General features: G+C 71.8%; 19 protein-coding genes and 1 riboswitch. Of the genes, 9 read left to right on the plus strand and 10 right to left on the minus strand.

Features of this window, described 5'->3' with window-relative positions:
- Positions 1 to 178: 178 nt before the first annotated feature.
- Positions 179 to 769, minus strand: coding sequence for an ECF transporter S component (locus EAD89_RS26790; RefSeq protein ID WP_121677663.1), 591 nt, complete (start codon positions 767 to 769; stop codon positions 179 to 181).
- 76 nt (positions 770 to 845) lie between these two features.
- Positions 846 to 950: riboswitch (TPP riboswitch) on the minus strand.
- Positions 951 to 1,056: 106 nt separating this feature from the next.
- Between EAD89_RS26790 and EAD89_RS26795 the strand changes: the two genes are divergently transcribed.
- From EAD89_RS26795 to EAD89_RS26815, 5 genes are all read left to right on the plus strand, one after another.
- Positions 1,057 to 1,887 carry an alpha/beta fold hydrolase gene (locus tag EAD89_RS26795; RefSeq protein ID WP_121677664.1) on the plus strand — a complete coding sequence of 277 codons (831 nt, stop codon included), beginning with the start codon at positions 1,057 to 1,059 and terminating at the stop codon, positions 1,885 to 1,887.
- Between the two features lie 24 nt (positions 1,888 to 1,911).
- Positions 1,912 to 2,718, plus strand: coding sequence for an aminoglycoside N(3)-acetyltransferase (locus EAD89_RS26800; protein ID WP_233579175.1), 807 nt, complete (start codon positions 1,912 to 1,914; stop codon positions 2,716 to 2,718).
- The gene (locus tag EAD89_RS26805; RefSeq protein WP_121656471.1) at positions 2,715 to 3,464 is read left to right on the plus strand and encodes a sugar isomerase domain-containing protein; all 750 of its coding nucleotides are present in this window, start codon (positions 2,715 to 2,717) and stop codon (positions 3,462 to 3,464) included. The genes EAD89_RS26800 and EAD89_RS26805 overlap by 4 nt, the downstream gene beginning before the upstream one ends.
- A gap of 148 nt (positions 3,465 to 3,612) precedes the next feature.
- Entirely contained in the window at positions 3,613 to 4,113 is a 501-nt protein-coding gene (locus tag EAD89_RS26810) for a DUF6328 family protein (RefSeq protein WP_121677665.1), read from the plus strand.
- A 205-nt stretch (positions 4,114 to 4,318) separates the two neighbouring features.
- A complete protein-coding gene (locus tag EAD89_RS26815) occupies positions 4,319 to 6,241 on the plus strand; it encodes an acyl-CoA dehydrogenase family protein (protein ID WP_233579177.1) in 1,923 nt (640 codons plus the stop codon).
- A gap of 34 nt (positions 6,242 to 6,275) precedes the next feature.
- Here the strand turns inward: EAD89_RS26815 and EAD89_RS30835 are convergent, their stop codons facing one another.
- From EAD89_RS30835 to EAD89_RS26850, 8 genes are all read right to left on the minus strand, one after another.
- Positions 6,276 to 6,443, minus strand: a complete 168-nt coding sequence (locus EAD89_RS30835) for a hypothetical protein (protein ID WP_199723545.1) — start codon at positions 6,441 to 6,443, stop codon at positions 6,276 to 6,278.
- A gap of 10 nt (positions 6,444 to 6,453) precedes the next feature.
- Positions 6,454 to 7,062 carry a hypothetical protein gene (locus EAD89_RS26820; RefSeq protein ID WP_121656474.1) on the minus strand — a complete coding sequence of 203 codons (609 nt, stop codon included), beginning with the start codon at positions 7,060 to 7,062 and terminating at the stop codon, positions 6,454 to 6,456.
- 121 nt (positions 7,063 to 7,183) lie between these two features.
- The gene (locus EAD89_RS26825; protein WP_121656468.1) at positions 7,184 to 7,582 is read right to left on the minus strand and encodes a Fur family transcriptional regulator; all 399 of its coding nucleotides are present in this window, start codon (positions 7,580 to 7,582) and stop codon (positions 7,184 to 7,186) included.
- A complete protein-coding gene (locus EAD89_RS26830) occupies positions 7,582 to 7,878 on the minus strand; it encodes a metalloregulator ArsR/SmtB family transcription factor (protein WP_074313577.1) in 297 nt (98 codons plus the stop codon). The genes EAD89_RS26825 and EAD89_RS26830 overlap by 1 nt, the downstream gene beginning before the upstream one ends.
- A 43-nt stretch (positions 7,879 to 7,921) precedes the next feature.
- On the minus strand, positions 7,922 to 8,788 hold the full coding sequence (locus EAD89_RS26835; protein WP_121656467.1) for a metal ABC transporter permease: 867 nt from the start codon (positions 8,786 to 8,788) through the stop codon (positions 7,922 to 7,924).
- 2 nt (positions 8,789 to 8,790) lie between these two features.
- On the minus strand, positions 8,791 to 9,552 hold the full coding sequence (locus tag EAD89_RS26840; protein ID WP_121677666.1) for a metal ABC transporter ATP-binding protein: 762 nt from the start codon (positions 9,550 to 9,552) through the stop codon (positions 8,791 to 8,793).
- Positions 9,549 to 10,496, minus strand: coding sequence for a metal ABC transporter substrate-binding protein (locus EAD89_RS26845; RefSeq protein WP_121677667.1), 948 nt, complete (start codon positions 10,494 to 10,496; stop codon positions 9,549 to 9,551). Before EAD89_RS26845 ends, EAD89_RS26840 begins: the two co-directional genes overlap by 4 nt.
- A 54-nt stretch (positions 10,497 to 10,550) precedes the next feature.
- Entirely contained in the window at positions 10,551 to 10,808 is a 258-nt protein-coding gene (locus EAD89_RS26850) for a hypothetical protein (protein WP_121677668.1), read from the minus strand.
- A 27-nt stretch (positions 10,809 to 10,835) separates the two neighbouring features.
- On the opposite strand from EAD89_RS26850, the gene EAD89_RS26855 reads away from it, so the two are divergent.
- The 4 genes from EAD89_RS26855 (at position 10,836) to dusB (ending at position 14,413) form a co-directional block, all read left to right on the plus strand.
- Complete coding sequence (locus EAD89_RS26855; RefSeq protein WP_074313566.1) at positions 10,836 to 11,177, plus strand: antibiotic biosynthesis monooxygenase; 342 nt, start codon at positions 10,836 to 10,838, stop codon at positions 11,175 to 11,177.
- 24 nt (positions 11,178 to 11,201) lie between these two features.
- Complete coding sequence (locus EAD89_RS26860) at positions 11,202 to 11,681, plus strand: hypothetical protein (protein ID WP_121656463.1); 480 nt, start codon at positions 11,202 to 11,204, stop codon at positions 11,679 to 11,681.
- A 115-nt stretch (positions 11,682 to 11,796) separates the two neighbouring features.
- Positions 11,797 to 13,176 carry a glycine--tRNA ligase gene (locus tag EAD89_RS26865; protein ID WP_121656462.1) on the plus strand — a complete coding sequence of 460 codons (1,380 nt, stop codon included), beginning with the start codon at positions 11,797 to 11,799 and terminating at the stop codon, positions 13,174 to 13,176.
- Between the two features lie 64 nt (positions 13,177 to 13,240).
- On the plus strand, positions 13,241 to 14,413 hold the full coding sequence (gene dusB, locus EAD89_RS26870; protein WP_121677669.1) for a tRNA dihydrouridine synthase DusB: 1,173 nt from the start codon (positions 13,241 to 13,243) through the stop codon (positions 14,411 to 14,413).
- 94 nt (positions 14,414 to 14,507) lie between these two features.
- Here dusB and EAD89_RS26875 read toward each other — a convergent pair whose 3' ends face one another.
- Positions 14,508 to 15,167, minus strand: a complete 660-nt coding sequence (locus tag EAD89_RS26875) for a C39 family peptidase (RefSeq protein ID WP_121677670.1) — start codon at positions 15,165 to 15,167, stop codon at positions 14,508 to 14,510.
- Positions 15,168 to 15,220 lie beyond the last annotated feature (53 nt).

The raw sequence follows: 15,220 nt of genomic DNA on the forward strand, positions 1-15,220 counted from the left end.
CGCGAGGCGCCCGGCGTGCCGCCACCCGAAACCCCGCAACTGCACCCCGCTCAAACCCCACCTCCTCCGCCGCCCGGCTCTTACGTTGTTGATCAAGAGGTTTGCGTCAGTTCGCCGCCCCTCGTTGACGCAAACCTCTTGATCGACGGGGGAGGCACGGGCACGGGGGCGCGGGACGTTAGATGGCTGCTCGGTCTCGCGCTACCGGGAAGCGGTCCAGGACGCCGGTGTCGGCCAGGGCGCGGGTCAGGGCCCAGCCGCCGGCGCCGGCGATCACCGTGGCGCTGACGATCGTGAGCAGCGCGTACGGGATGCGATAGTCGACCAGGTCGTAGTCGACGTTCCAGACGAAGAAGTCGAACAGCGCGGCGCTGAGGCCGGTCAGCGCGCCGGCCAGGACCGCGGTCGGCAGCCGGAACGACCGGTACCGGAAGGCGGCGAAGGCCAACTCGGCGCCGATGCCCTGCACGATGCCCTGCGGGATCACCGTGCCGGCCCACTGGCTGCCCAACAGCGCGGAGAGGACCGCGGCGACCGTCTCGCAGTAGAGCGCGGCGCCGGGCTTGCGGATGACCAGGCCGCCGACCACGGCCGGCATCAGCCAGACACCGTAGATCAGGGTCTGCGCCGGCGGGAAGAAGGCGAACGCCCCCTCGGTGGCGCTCCAGACCAGGCCCCAGGCCCAGAAGATGACGCCGAAGGCGACCGCGATCACCGAGGCGACCACGATGTCGATGGTGCGCCAGCGGTTGGTGTCGCTGTGGTTCATGTGGATGCTCCCAGTCCTGACTGCGAACCAGGAGAAGACGCACGCCGCGCGTCCGGTGGCACCGGACGGCGGCGCGGCTGGAGGTCGACCGAACTCCCTGCGCTGGCATTACCCAGATCAGGTTCGAGGGTCTGCGGGCGTGCCCGCACTCTCAGCGCTGTGCGCTCCCCTGTCGGATGTGAAGTTGTCTCGCTGACGCTAGCACCGACCAGGGGTGCCAGCCCAGCAGGGCGTCCGCCCGCCGCAGCGTCCGGTTCAGGGGACGCCGGCTGGGTAGGCTCACGATCATGCGGGTTGACGCACGGGGTCTCACGTTCGACGTACGCGCCGGTGGTCCGCCGGACGGCGCGCCCGTCCTGCTGCTGCACGGCTTCCCCCAGCACTCCGGCGAGTGGGACGAGGTCGCCGCGACGCTGCACACCGCCGGGCTGCGCACGTACGCGCTGGACCAGCGGGGCTACTCGCCGGGCGCCCGGCCGACGGCGGTCGCGGACTACCGGATCCCCGAACTGGTCGCCGACGCGGTCGCGGTGCTCGACGCCCTCGGGCTGGACGCCGTCCACCTGGTCGGCCACGACTGGGGTGCGATCGTCGCCTGGGCGCTGGCCGCCCGGCACCCCGAGCGGGTCCGTACGTTGACCGCGGTGTCCGTGCCACATCCGGCGGCCATGGCACATGCCCTCGCCACCGACGGCCAGCAGAAGGCGCGCTCGTCGTACATCGCGCTGTTCCGTAAACCCGGCAAGGCGGAGAAGGTGCTGCTGGCCTGGAACGCCACCGCGCTGCGCAAGATGCTCAGCGGGGTGGGCGACGCGTCCCGGGTGGACCACTACGCCGACCCGATGCGCGAGCCGGGGGCGCTCACCGCGGCGCTGAACTGGTATCGGGCGATGTCCCGCACCGACCTGGCCGACGTCGGCCCGGTCGCCGTGCCCACCACGTACGTGTGGAGCGACCGGGACATCGCCATCGGCCGGACCGCCGCCGAGGCGTGCGCCGCCAACGTCACCGGGGACTACCGATTCGTACAGCTGCCCGGGGTGAGCCACTGGATCCCGGACGCCGCGCCGGGCCCGCTGGCCGAGGCGATCCTGGCCAGAACCAGCGGAACGGCCTGAGACCGTGTCGATCGGAGGAGCACCGTGACAACGGACGCCGGTGAGCCGAGCACCCGGCGCTCCATCGCCGCGCAGCTGCGCATGCTGGGCGTACGCTCCGGCGCGACGCTGCTGGTGCACACCGCGCTGCGCCCACTGGGCTTCGTCTGCGGTGGGCCGCAGGCGCTGGTGCTCGCCCTGCGCGACGCGCTCGGCCCGGACGGCACGATCGTGGTGCCCACCCACACCCCGGACAACAGCGACCCGGCGCAGTGGAGCGCCCCGCCGGTGCCGGTGGACTGGTGGCCGCTGATCCGCGCCGAGATGCCCGGATTCGATCCGGTGGCCACCCCGAGCCGGTTCATGGGGGTGTTCGCCGAGACGGTCCGCTGCTGGCCCGGAGCGCAGCGCAGCTCGCACCCCCACGTGTCGTTCGCCGCCCTCGGGCCGGCCGCCGAACGGGTGGTCGCCGGGCACACCCGGGCCGACATGCTCGGCGAGGGCTCCCCGCTGGCCCGGCTCTACGACCTCGACGCCAACGTGCTGCTGCTCGGTGTGGATCACAGCGTGAACACCTCGCTGCACCTGGCCGAGTACCGCCGTCCGGCCCCGCCCCGGGAGCAGTTGGGCGCGGCGGTACGCACCGCCGACGGTGGCCGCGAATGGGTGTGGTGGCAGGACGTCCGGCTCGACGAGAGCGACTTCGACGCGTTGGGCCGGGACCTGGAGGCGACCGGAGCGGTCCGTACCGGACGGGTCGGCACCGGGACCGGGAGGTTGATGCGCCAGCGGGCGGCGGTCGACTTCGCAGTGCAATGGATGGCCCGCAACCGGACGACGGAGGACGCATGAGGGTGAGTGCCGACGACTACCTGGCCGTGGTTACCGAGACGATCGGCCGGGTGGCCGGGAGCCAGCGGGCGGCGGTGGGGCGGGCCGCCGACCTGATCGCCGACGCGGTGCGCGCCGACGGGGTGGTGCACGCCTTCGGCACCGGGCACTCCGAGGCGCTGGCCATGGAGATCGCCGGCCGGGCGGGCGGTCTGGTGCCGACCAACCGGATCGCGCTGCGTGACCTGGTGCTGCTCGGCGGCGAACCGGCCGACCGGCTCGGCCCGTTCCTGGAGCGGGACCCGGAGGTGGCGCACCGGCTGTACGAGCTGGCTCCCGTGCGGCCCACCGACGTGTTCGTGCTCGCCTCGAACTCCGGGGTCAACGGCGCGATGGTGGAGTTCGCCACGCTGGTCAAGCAGCGTGGCCACGGGCTGGTGGCGATCACCTCCGCACAGCACTCCGGCCGGATGACCTCCCGCCACCCGTCCGGGCGCAAGCTCGCGGACCTCGCCGACGTGGTGCTCGACAACGGCGCGCCGTACGGCGACGCGACGCTGCCGCTGCCCGGCGGCGGTGCGGTGGGCGCGGTCTCCTCGATCACGGCGGCGCTGCTGGCGCAGCAGGTGACCGTGGAGGTGGTGGCCCGGTTGCTGGCGGCGGGCGAGCGGCCCCCGGTCTACCTGTCGGCGAACATCCCCGACGGCGACGCGCACAACACGGCGCTGGAGGCCCGGTACGCGGGTCGCATCCGGCGCGGCTCCTGAGGCGCGTCCGGACGGCCCGTTGTCCGGGAGGCGAACGGACGGCGGCCGGCCGATGTCGTGAACCTGTTTCGCGCTCGACCGGGTGGGGCACTTGCCTTGCTGCCGGCGGCCACGACCGCCGGCAGTACCGTCTCACCGGAGGTAGCGCGTGTCCAAGGAGACCGAGAAGCAGCGTTGGCAGCGCAACTTCGCCGACCTGTTGCAGGAGTTGCGGGTCGCCCAGACCGGCGTGCAGATCCTCTTCGCCTTCCTGCTCACGCTGCCGTTCAGCAACGGGTTCACCGAGACCACCGAGTTCCAGCGGGACGTCTACATCGTCGCCCTGCTCGCCGCGGCAGCCGCCACCGCGCTGATCATCTCGCCGGTGGCGTTCCACCGGGCGCTGTTCCGGCAGGGGCGCAAACCGGAGCTGGTCCGGTTCGCGCACCGGATGGCCAGCGGCGGGCTGGCCTTCATGCTGATCTCGATGGTCAGCGCGGTGCTGTTGATCACCGACTTCGTGCTGGACCGGCCGATCGCCTTCGTGCTCAGCGGCCTGACCGGGCTCTGGTTCCTCAGCTTCTGGGTGCTCCTGCCGTTCGCCCGGCGCAACTGGGGCGAGGACGACATCGACGACGAGGACGACGACCCCCGCACCCTGTCCAGCTGACGCCGCCGCCCAGGGATCGAACTCGATCTTCACGGACCGCTACCGCTGAGTAACACCCGGGGGTAGCGTGACGGTAGTCGCGCATGTCGACGCAGCCGCACCGAGGTTCGAGGGGGCAGCCGTGACCACGACGCAGAACGGCCGACCGGCAGCGGACGGCCCCGATCCCGACACCGTTCCGAGCACCGCCGGCGCCGCTGCGCCGTTGCCGACGGAGGCGGGGCACGTCTCCGAGAAGGAGGCCCGGCAGGTCGCCGAGGCGGCCCGCGAGTCTGCCTGGGACCGGCCCAGCTTCGGCAAGGAGCTGTTCCTCGGGCGGTTCCGGCTCGACCTGATCGACCCGTGGCCCCGGTCCGACCCGGCCGACGTGGCCCGCGCCGACGACTTTCTCGGCCGGTTCCGCGCCTTCCTGGCCTCCGAGGTGGATGGTGCGGCGATCGAGCGCGACGCCTCCATCCCGGACGCGGTGTTCCACGGGCTGGCCGACCTCGGCGCGTTCGGCATGAAGATCGACCGGAAGTACGGCGGCCTCGGGCTGAGCAACCTGCACTACTGCCGGGCGCTGATGCTGGCCGGCTCGGTCAGCCCGGCGATCGGCGCGCTGCTCTCGGCGCACCAGTCGATCGGGGTGCCGCAACCGCTGAAGATGTTCGGCACCGCCGAGCAGAAGCAGCGCTTCCTGCCCCGGCTCGCCGCCGGCGAGGTGTCCGCGTTCCTGCTCACCGAGCCGGACGTCGGCTCCGACCCGGCCCGGCTGGCCACCACCGCCGAGCCGACCGAGGACGGCACCGGCTACCGGCTCAACGGCGTGAAACTCTGGGCCACCAACGGCATCGTGGCCACCCTGCTGGTGGTCATGGCGCGGGTGCCGGCCACCGAGGGGCGGCGCGGCGGGATCACCGCCTTCGTGGTGGACGGCGACAGCGCCGGCATCACCGTGGAACGGCGCAACGAGTTCGTCGGCCTGCGCGGCCTGGAAAACAGCCTCACCCGGTTCCACGACGTGTTCGTGCCCGCCGAGAACGTCATCGGCGGCGAGGGCAAGGGGCTCAAGATCGCCCTGACCACGCTGAACACCGGCCGGCTCTCGCTACCGGCGATGTGCGTGGGTGCGGGCAAGTGGGCGCTGAACGTGGCCCGGGAGTGGTCCGCCGACCGGGTCCAGTGGGGTCGGCCGGTCGGTGAGCACGAGGCGGTCGCCCAGAAGCTCGCCTTCATCGCCGCCACCACGTACGGCATGGAGACCATGCTCGACCTGTGCTGCCTGCTCGCCGACGACGACCGCAACGACATCCGGATCGAGGCCGCGCTCGTCAAGCTGTACGCCAGCGAGATGGCCTGGAAGATCGCCGACGAGCTGATCCAGATCCGGGGCGGGCGGGGCTACGAGACGGCCGACTCGCTGGCCGCCCGCGGCGAACGCCCGGCCGCGGTCGAGCAGATGTTGCGCGACCTGCGGATCAACCGGATCTTCGAGGGCTCCACGGAGATCATGCACCTGCTGATCGCCCGGGAGGCGGTCGACGCCCACCTGTCGGTGGCCGGCGACATCATCGACCCGGAGGCGGGGTTGGGTCGCAAGGCCCGAGCCGGCGCCCGAGCCGGGGCCTTCTACGCGAAGTGGCTGCCGACCCTGGCCGTCGGCCGGGGGCAGAGCCCATCGGCGTACGCCGAGTTCGGGCCGCTGGCCACGCACCTGCGTCAGGTGGAGCGCTCGTCGCGCAAGCTGGCCCGGTCGACGTTCTACGCGATGTCCCGCTGGCAGGGAAAGATGGAGCGCAAGCAGGCGTTCCTCGGCCGGGTGGTGGACATCGGCGCGGAGCTGTTCGCCATGTCCGCGGTTTGCGTCCGGGCGTCCGCCGAGCGCGACAGCCGTCCGGAGAACGTCGAGCTGGCCGACCTGTTCTGCCGGCAGGCCCGGGTCCGGGTGGACGCGCTGTTCGCCGCGCTGTGGGACAACACCGACTCGGTCGACACCGCCGCGGCGAAGCGCATCCTCGACGGCCGCTACGCGGCCCTGGAGGAGGGCGTCATCACCCCGTCCGACGAGCTGCCCTGGGTGGCCCGCTGGTCACCGGGTCCGTCCACCGCCGACGACGTCCGCCGCCGCATCCCGCCGAAGTCGTGACCGGTGCCGCCCGGCGCGTCACCGTGCCGGGCGGTCAGCGGGCGACCGCCCAGGCCAGCACCGCCGCCAGAATCAGGCCGTTGAGCACCGCGAGACCCAGGTACGCCGCAGGCGGGATCTTCTTGCCCCGCCGCACGAACGAGACCAGGACGGCGGCGTAGCCGAGCAGCAGGACGGCGATGACGACCAGGAAGTAGAACACGCCGACGACCTTAGCGGCCCCGGCCGCGCAGGCCGAGTTGGCGCAGCTCCAACGCGGCCAGGGCGTCGACGGTGTCGTCGTCGCCGCGTCGCCACGCCTCGGCCACGTCCGGCGCGATCCGGGTCAGTCGGCCCAGTGGCTGGGTGGCCAGCGCGCGCAGGGCGAGCAGGTCCCGCCCGGCCGGCCCGGCGGCCAGCTTCGCCGCTGACCCGGCCCGGCGCATCCAGCGGACCCGCAGCGGCAGCCAGCCGAACAGCACGATGCCGAGCGGAAAGATCAGCACCGCGATGGCGAGCGCCAGGGCGAGCTGGTCGACCAGGTGCTGCTGGTCACGGCCGGCGTCGGCCAGCGAGCGGGCGGCGTCGGCGGCCCGCTGAAAGGGAGCGGTCAGCTCGTCGCCGACCAGAGGCACCCGCCCGACCTTGCTGCCGGCGTCGCCCAGGTTGTCGGCGAGTCCGCTGCCGGCACCCTCCAACTTCTGTCCGGGTACGGCGAGCTTCTGCACCAGGTCGTGCAGCCAGAGCGCGCCGCGGATCGCGACGTACACCCAGGCGACGACGAGGAGGTCGGTGAACAACTGGCGGGCGGCGGTCGGAAAGCGATCGGCGTAGATCTTCACGCCGGACAGCGTGCCACGAACGGCCGGGCCGGGCACCCGTCGGATCAGCCGGCGGGACGAGTCGGCTGCGCAGGTGCTCGGGTTGCGGCGTTCACCGGACGCGTCGTGGTCGCTGCGTTGGTCAGCGGGCGCAGGCCGGGCAGGTGCCGAAGATTTCCAGGGTGTGGCTGACGTCGGCGTAGCCGTGCTGGGCGGCGACCCGGTCGGCCCAGCTCTCCACCGCCGGGCCGGCCACCTCGACCGTGCGGCCGCAGGCCCGGCACACCAGGTGGTGGTGGTGCCCCTCGCTGCACCGGCGGTAGAGGTGCTCGCCGCCCGGTGGGCGCATCACGTCGATCTCGCCCGCGTCGGCCAGCCCCTGGAGCGTGCGGTAGACGGTGGTCAGGCCGACCCGCTCACCGCGCTGCCGGAGCATCGCGTGCAGGTCCTGGGCGCTGTGGAAGCCCTCCATCTCGCCCAGCAGCGCGCTCACCGCCGAGCGCTGCCGGGTGTTGCGCACCGCGGCGCCACTCTCGCTCATCATCCCTCCCCGGCGTGGCTGACCGCGTCCGCCACGATGTGCGCGACGTGCTCGTCGACCAGGCTGTAGGCGATCTCCCGACCCCGGCGGGAACCACGCACCACGCCCGCGCCGCGCAGCACCCGCAGGTGCTGGGAGACCAGCGGTTGCGCGGCCCCGAGCTTCTCCACCAGCTCGTGCACGCACCGCTCGCCGCCGGCGAGCTCACTGACGATGGCCAGCCGAATGGGCGCCGACAGGGCGCGGAGCAACTCGCTGGCCCCATCGAACCCCTCGTAGCCCGTTGCGCTGGTCACCCTGCAACGGTAACCAATACCACCGACATACCGCGGACCCGGTTCATCCCAGCACGACCTCGTGCGGTTCCGGCGCCGGCGCGGCGGCCGGCGTTGCCCGGCGGCGCAGCGCCCGCCAGATCCCACCGGTCACGGCCACCACCAGGAAGCAGGCGATCGCCACCAGCACCACCGACGCGCCCGGCGCGGTGTCCGCCGTGGCGGCTACCCAGACACCGGCGCCGGCCGCGAAGAACCCGAGCGCCATCGCGGCGGTCATCGTGCTGCGGAAACCCCGGGTGACCTGCTGGGCGGTGGCGACTGGCACCACCATCAGCGCGCTGATCAGCAGTACGCCGACGGCCCGCATCGCGATGGTCACGGTGACCGCGGTGGCGACCGCGATCATCAGGTTCAGCGTGCGCACCGGGAGGCCGGAGACCCGGGCGTACTCCTCGTCGTGACTGACCGCGAAGAGCGCCGGACGCAACGCGATCATGGTGACCAGGAGCGCGGCGCCGAGCACCACGATGGTGGTCAGGTCACCGGGCGAGATGGTGGTGAGAGACCCGAACAGGTAGGCGTTGAGGTTCGCGCTCGTCGCGTCGGAGAGGCCGACCAGCAGTACGCCACCGGCGATGCCGCCGTAGAAGAGCAACGCCAGAGCCAGGTCACCGGAGGTACGCCCGCGGGCGCGGACCAGCTCGATGGCGATCGCGCCGATGGTGGCGGCGATCACCGCCACCAGCACCGGTGAGCGGTTGAGCAGCAGTCCCGCGCCGACCCCGGTCAACGCCACGTGCCCGACGCCGTCACCGATCAACGCCAGCCGACGCTGCACCAGGTAGATGCCGAGCGCGGGCGCGGCCAGGCCGATCACCAGCGCGCCGATCAGGGCACGCTGCATGTACGGGTACTGGAAGAGTTCCATGCTCAGTTGCTCCACAGCCCGGCGGGCTCGTCGGGACCGTGCGGGTGCACATGGTCGTGGTCGGGCTCCGCGTGATGACCGGCCGGGTCCGGCACCGCGCCGTCGTGACAGATGCCGCCCTGGTGGACGACGACCGCCCGGCTGATCACCGGTCGCAGCGGGCCCAGCTCGTGGGCCACCAGAAGCACCGTCCCGCCGTCGGCGACGAAGTCCCGCAGCGCCCCGGCGAACGCCTCCTGGCTGGCCGCGTCCACGCCGGCGGTGGGCTCGTCGAGGATCAGCAGCTCCGGTCGACCGGCCAGCGCCCGGGCGATCAGCGTGCGCTGCTGCTGGCCGCCGGAGAGGGTGGACACCGGATCGCCGGCCCGGTCGGCGAGCCCGACCGAGAGCAGCGCGGCGTCGACGGCGGCCCGGTCGGCTCGGCCCGGTGGGCGGAGCACCCCCCGGCGGGCCAACCGGCCGGAGGCCACCACCTCGCGGACGGTGGCCGGCACGCCGCCGCCGGCGCCCAGGCGCTGTGGGACGTACCCGATGCGCCGCCACTGGCGGAACTGGCGCAACGGCCGGTCGAAGAGGGTGATCGAGCCGGCGCTGAGCGGTACCAGCCCGAGCACGGCCCGGATCAGCGTGGACTTGCCGGAACCGTTGGCGCCGAGCACCGCGACCACCTCCCCGGCGGTCACGGTGAGCGAGACGTCCCGGAGCACGGGGCGGCCGTCGTAGCCGACCGCGCCGTGCTCGACGGTGATGACGGGTGCGCTCACGAGCAGCTCAACGCCGTCCGCAGGGTCTGCAGGTTGGTACGCATGACCGAAAGGTAGTCCGCGCCGCTGCCGTCGGCGAGCCCTTCGATCGGGTCCAGCACCGCGGTCTTCGCGCCGACCTGACCGGCGATGGTCTCGGCGACCTTCGGGCTGACCAGGGTCTCGAAGAAGATCGTGGTGGACTTGTGCTCCTTCGCCTCCTCGATCACCTGCGCGAGTCGCTGCGGCGAGGGCTCGACGTCGGGGCTCAGCCCGGTGATTCCGACCTGGTCGAGCTGGTAGCGGTCGGCCAGGTAGCCGAACGCGGCGTGGCTGGTCACGATCTCCCGCCGCTGGCAGGTCGCCAGACCATGCTTGAACTCGTCGTCCAGGGTCGTCAGATCGGCGCGCAGCGCCGCGGAGCGTGCGGTGTAGTCGGCGGCGTGATCCGGGTCGGCCTTGCCGAGCCGCTGGGCGAGCTGATCGCCGATGGTGGCCAGTCGGGTCGGGTCGAGCCAGACGTGCGGGTCCTTGCCGCCGTTCTCCTCCTCCGCGTGCCCTTCCTCGCCCTCGTGGTCGTGCCCGCCCGCGGTCGCGTCCCGCAGCGGCTGCACGGTGGTGACGTCGAACGCCCGGTCGTCACCGTTCTGCGCCACCGCGTCGTCCACCGCCGGCTGGAAGCCCTTCAGGTAGACGATCAGCTCCGCCTCGCTGACCTGACCGACCTGGCTTGGGGCGAGCTCCAGGTCGTGCGGCTCGGCGCCGGGCTTGGCGAGGTTGGTCACCCGGACCGCGTCGCCGCCGATCCGCTCGGCGAGGAACTGGAGCGGGTAGAACGCGGCCACCACGTCGACCCGCTGGGGATCGGCGCCGGCGGCACCATCGGTGGAGCAGCCCGCGCTGGCGCCCAGGGCGAGGAGGGCGGTCGCGGCGGCCAGGACACGGGACGCGGTGCGGTTGGTCATGTCGTCAACTGTCCGTGGCAACGATAATGATTGTCAAAAACGCATGATTGCATGTCAGAGCAGCTTCGCCAGGCCCACCGTCACCAGCAGGGTGAGCATCACCAGTCGAATCACCCGGGTCTGCGGCGCCTGAATCGCCCAGGTGGTGGCCAACAGGGCGATCAGGACCGCGGCGAGCGCCAGCGTCAGCAGCCCGCCGATCACCCCGGGCGTGAAGAACGCGACCAGCACCACCACCAGGGTGAGCAGGAACACCGACGTCGGGTTCGCCCCGGCCAACCGAGTCAGCAGAGGGCGCTGCGTACGCTGCATCCCACAGACTCTACGAGGAGGAACCCGGTGCTGGTGACCAACCGGTTCGTGGTCGACGTCGATGTCGCCGACGACTTCACCGAACGGGCGCACGCCGCCCTCACCGCGCTGGCCGCCCGCCCCGGCTACCTGCGCGGTCAACTGGTCCGGGCGCTGGACGACCCCCGCCACTGGTCCCTGGTCACCGAGTGGGAGTCGGTCGGCACGTACCGGCGGGCGCTGGGCGCCTTCGAGGTCAAGGTGAGCGCCGTGCCGTTGCTCGCCGAGTCGGTCGACGAGCCGTCCGCGTACGAGGCGCTGGCCACCGCCGCGCCCGGCGGGGCCGTCGTGGTCGCCGAGAGTGATCGGGCTGCGGGTCCTTACCGCTGAGCTGCCGGACACTACGCTGCTCCTATGACCGCACCCGCCCCGCCGCCCGGTCCCGGGGTGGCGCCGCCGTTCGCCGCGCCGCCCACCGAGGGCCGCCGGACCCGGCTCTGGATCGGCCTCGGCGTCGGCGCGCTCGCCGTGCTGCTCTGCTGCGGCGGAGGTGGCGCGGCCGTGGTCGGCCTGGCCGTCACCGGCGTGCAGGCGATCCGGGAACAGGGCCGCACGGTGACCAGCGACTACTACCAGGCGCTGGTCGAGCGGAACTACGGACGCGCGTACGACCAGCTCTGCGACGACGCGCAGCGGCGCGAGTCCCGCCCCGAGTTCGAGCGGCGCGCGGCCGCCGAGCCGCAGGTCGCCGGGTTCCGGGTCGGTGACGTGGACACCACCAGCCTGACCGTGCCGGTCGACGTGACGCTCGACGGCGGCGACCGGGAGCAGCAGCAGGTCACCCTGGGTCAGGACGGCCAGACCGGCGGCATGGAGGTCTGCGGGGTGAGCTGAGCCGCCCCCGGTATTCTGCTGGGCTCAGGACGACAGTGGTCGTACCGTTGTCCCGAACTGACCCGATCCATCCACATCTCGCCCCCGCCGACCGCCAGCCGGCGTAGGAGGAAACATGCCAGCCGACCGTATCGACGCCGTCGTCAGCCTCGCCAAGCGCCGAGGCTTCGTCTTCCCCTCCAGCGAGATCTACGGAGGCACCCGATCGGCGTGGGACTACGGCCCGCTCGGCGTGGAGCTGAAGGAGAACGTCCGCCGGCAGTGGTGGAAGACCATGGTCCAGCAGCGGGACGACGTGGTCGGCCTCGACTCCGCGGTGATCCTGGCCCGCAAGGTGTGGGAGGCGTCCGGTCACATCGCCGAGTTCGTCGACCCGCTCACCGAGTGCCAGTTCTGCCACAAGCGGTTCCGGGCGGACCACCTCGAAGAGGCGTACGCCGAGAAGCACGGTAAGCCGCTGACCTCGCTCGCCGAGCTGAACTGCCCCAACTGCGGCAACAAGGGCACCTTCACCGAGCCGAAGATGTTCAACGGCCTGATGAAGACCTACCTGGGCCCGGTGGAGAGCGACGAAGGGCTGCACTACCTGCGCCCGGAGACCGCGCAGGGCATCTTCATCAACTACAAGAACGTCGAGACGGTCGCCCGCAAGAAGCCGCCGTTCGGCATCGCGCAGACCGGCAAGTCGTTCCGCAACGAGATCACCCCGGGCAACTTCATCTTCCGTACGCGGGAGTTCGAGCAGATGGAGATGGAGTTCTTCGTCGAGCCGGGCACCGACGAGCAGTGGCACGAGTACTGGCTCCAGGAGCGCTGGAACTGGTACCTCGACCTCGGCCTGTCGGCGGACAACCTGCGGCTCTTCGAGCACCCCAAGGAGAAGCTCTCGCACTACTCGAAGCGGACCGTGGACATCGAGTACCGCTTCCAGTTCGGCGGCACCGAGTTCGCCGAGCTGGAGGGCGTGGCCAACCGCACCGACTTCGACCTCTCCACGCACAGCAAGCACTCCGGCGTCGACCTGTCCTACTTCGACCAGACCAAGGGCGAGCGGTGGATGCCGTACGTCATCGAGCCCGCCGCCGGTCTGACCCGCGCCGTGCTGGCCTTCCTGTTGGAGGCGTACGACGAGGACGAGGCGCCGAACACCAAGGGCGGCGTGGACAAGCGCACCGTGATGCGGTTCGACCCGCGGCTGGCCCCGGTGAAGGTGGCGGTGCTGCCGCTGTCCCGCAACGAGGCGCTGTCGCCGAAGGCGAAGGACCTCGCCGCGCTGCTACGTAAGCGCTGGGTGGTGGAGTTCGACGACTCGCAGGCGATCGGCCGCCGCTACCGCCGGCAGGACGAGATCGGCACCCCGTTCTGCGTGACGGTGGACTTCGACACCCTGGACGACAACGCCGTGACGGTCCGCAACCGGGACACCATGGCCCAGGAGCGGGTCTCCCTGGACCAGGTCGAGCGTTACCTGATCGAGCGCCTCCCCGGCTGCTGAGACGATGCGCACGGGGCCTCGGCCGACGCGGAAAGCGCCGGTCGGGGCCCCGTACACTTGTCCGGTGACTGCCTCGACCCTGCCTGTGCTGCGCCCGTTGACGCTCGGGCGGTATCAGGTGTGGCCGCCGGTCGTGCTGGCGCCGATGGCCGGGATCACGAACGTCGGGTTCCGCCGGCTCTGCCGGGAGCAGGGCGGCGGCATCTACGTCTGCGAGATGATCACCACGCGGGCGCTCGTCGAGCGAAACCCCAAGACGCTGCGCATGATCGCGTTCGGCGACGACGAGAAGCCGCGCAGCCTCCAGCTCTACGGCACCGATCCGGAGATCACCGCCGCCGCCGTACGGATCGTGGTCGAGCGCGACCTGGCCGATCACATCGACCTCAACTTCGGCTGCCCGGTGCCCAAGGTGACCCGGCGTGGTGGCGGCGCGGCGTTGCCGTGGCGGCGTCGGCTCTTCGCCCGGCTGGTCAGGGCCGCGGTGGACGCCGCGTCGCCGGCCGGAGTGCCGGTCACCGTCAAGATGCGCAAGGGCATCGACGACGACCACCTGACGTACGTCGAGGCCGGGCTCGCCGCCCAGGAAGCCGGGGTCGCCGCGGTCGCCCTGCACGGGCGGACGGCTGGGCAGCGCTACTCGGGCACCGCCGACTGGGACGCCATCGGCACGCTCAAGCAGGCCCTCGACGTGCCGGTGCTGGGCAACGGCGACATCTGGGAGGCCGACGACGCGCTACGGATGGTCGCGCACACCGGCGTCGACGGCGTGGTGATCGGGCGGGGTTGCCTGGGCCGGCCGTGGCTCTTCGCCGACCTGGAGGCCGCCTTCAACGGTCGGCCGGAGCGGCGGATGCCCACCCTCGGCGAGGTGGCGGTGACCATGCGCCGGCACGCCGAGCTGCTGGTCGACCAGTTCGTCGCCGGGGCCCGCAACCCGGCCCGGGGTGAGCGGGACGGGTGCACCGACTTCCGCAAGCACGTCGCCTGGTACCTCAAGGGCTTCCCGGTCGGCGGCGAGCTGCGCCGCTCGCTGGCGATGATCGAGAGCCTGGCCCAGCTCGACGACCTGCTCGGCAAGCTCGACCCGGCGGAGCCGTTCCCGGTGGCCGCCCTCGGCCAGCCTCGTGGGCGCACCAACTCTCCAGGCAAGGTCTTCCTGCCGGACGGCTGGCTGGCCAGCCGGGACGACGACGTCGTACCCGAGGGCGCCGAGATGGACGACTCCGGCGGCTGACCCGTACTGGCGGCGGTCGCACCGCTGACCCTGGGCATGACGAAAGGGCCGGACCCTGTTGGGGTCCGGCCCTTGTCGGTGATGCTGTTTGCGGTCAGCTGGTGGCGTAGCCGCGCGTGGCGATCCAGTCGGCGAGGTGCTCGACGGTGACCTCGTAGGAGGCGGTGTTCGGATCGGCCGAGTCGGCGATCTTCACCACGTTCCCGCCGTCGCGGTACCCGACGACGCTGATGTAGTGCCCGCCCTCGAAGGAGTGCACCCCACCGTCGGTGTCGACGCTGGTGCCGGCGATGTTCGCGACCACAGCCCGACCGTCGTCCACGGTCTTGACGATGTCGGCGCGCAGCGTGTCGGTCTGCTTGTCGTCAGCGGCGGGGCTGGAGATCTCCACGCTGTGGTAGGCGTCGCTCTTGCCGGTTTCCTTGTTCAACACCGGGGTGATGTCGTTGATGGAGTTGGTGCCGGCCTCGGTGGTGCCCATCTCCTTGGCCATGGCGTCCACGCTGATGTCCTTGCCCTGCACGGACAGGGCGTTACGGGTGGCGGCGGGGCCGCAGTAGTAGAAGTTCGGCTGCGCCTCGTACCGCACGCCCAGCTGACGCTCGCCGGTGGGCTTGCGGTCGGTCTGGGTCTGGGTGGCCGGCTTGGCCTCCGACGCGGCGTACGCGGCGGTGACGGGGCCGGCGATGGCGCCGCCGGTGAACGCGAGGCCAGCGGCGGTCAGAGCGGTCTTACGGATCAGATCGGTACGCATGATGGCGTGCTCCTCTGCATCGGGGGATACGCGCGACACACAAAAGGGGTGTG

The organism is Micromonospora sp. BL4 (genome assembly GCF_003667505.1).
Classification (GTDB): domain Bacteria; phylum Actinomycetota; class Actinomycetes; order Mycobacteriales; family Micromonosporaceae; genus Micromonospora.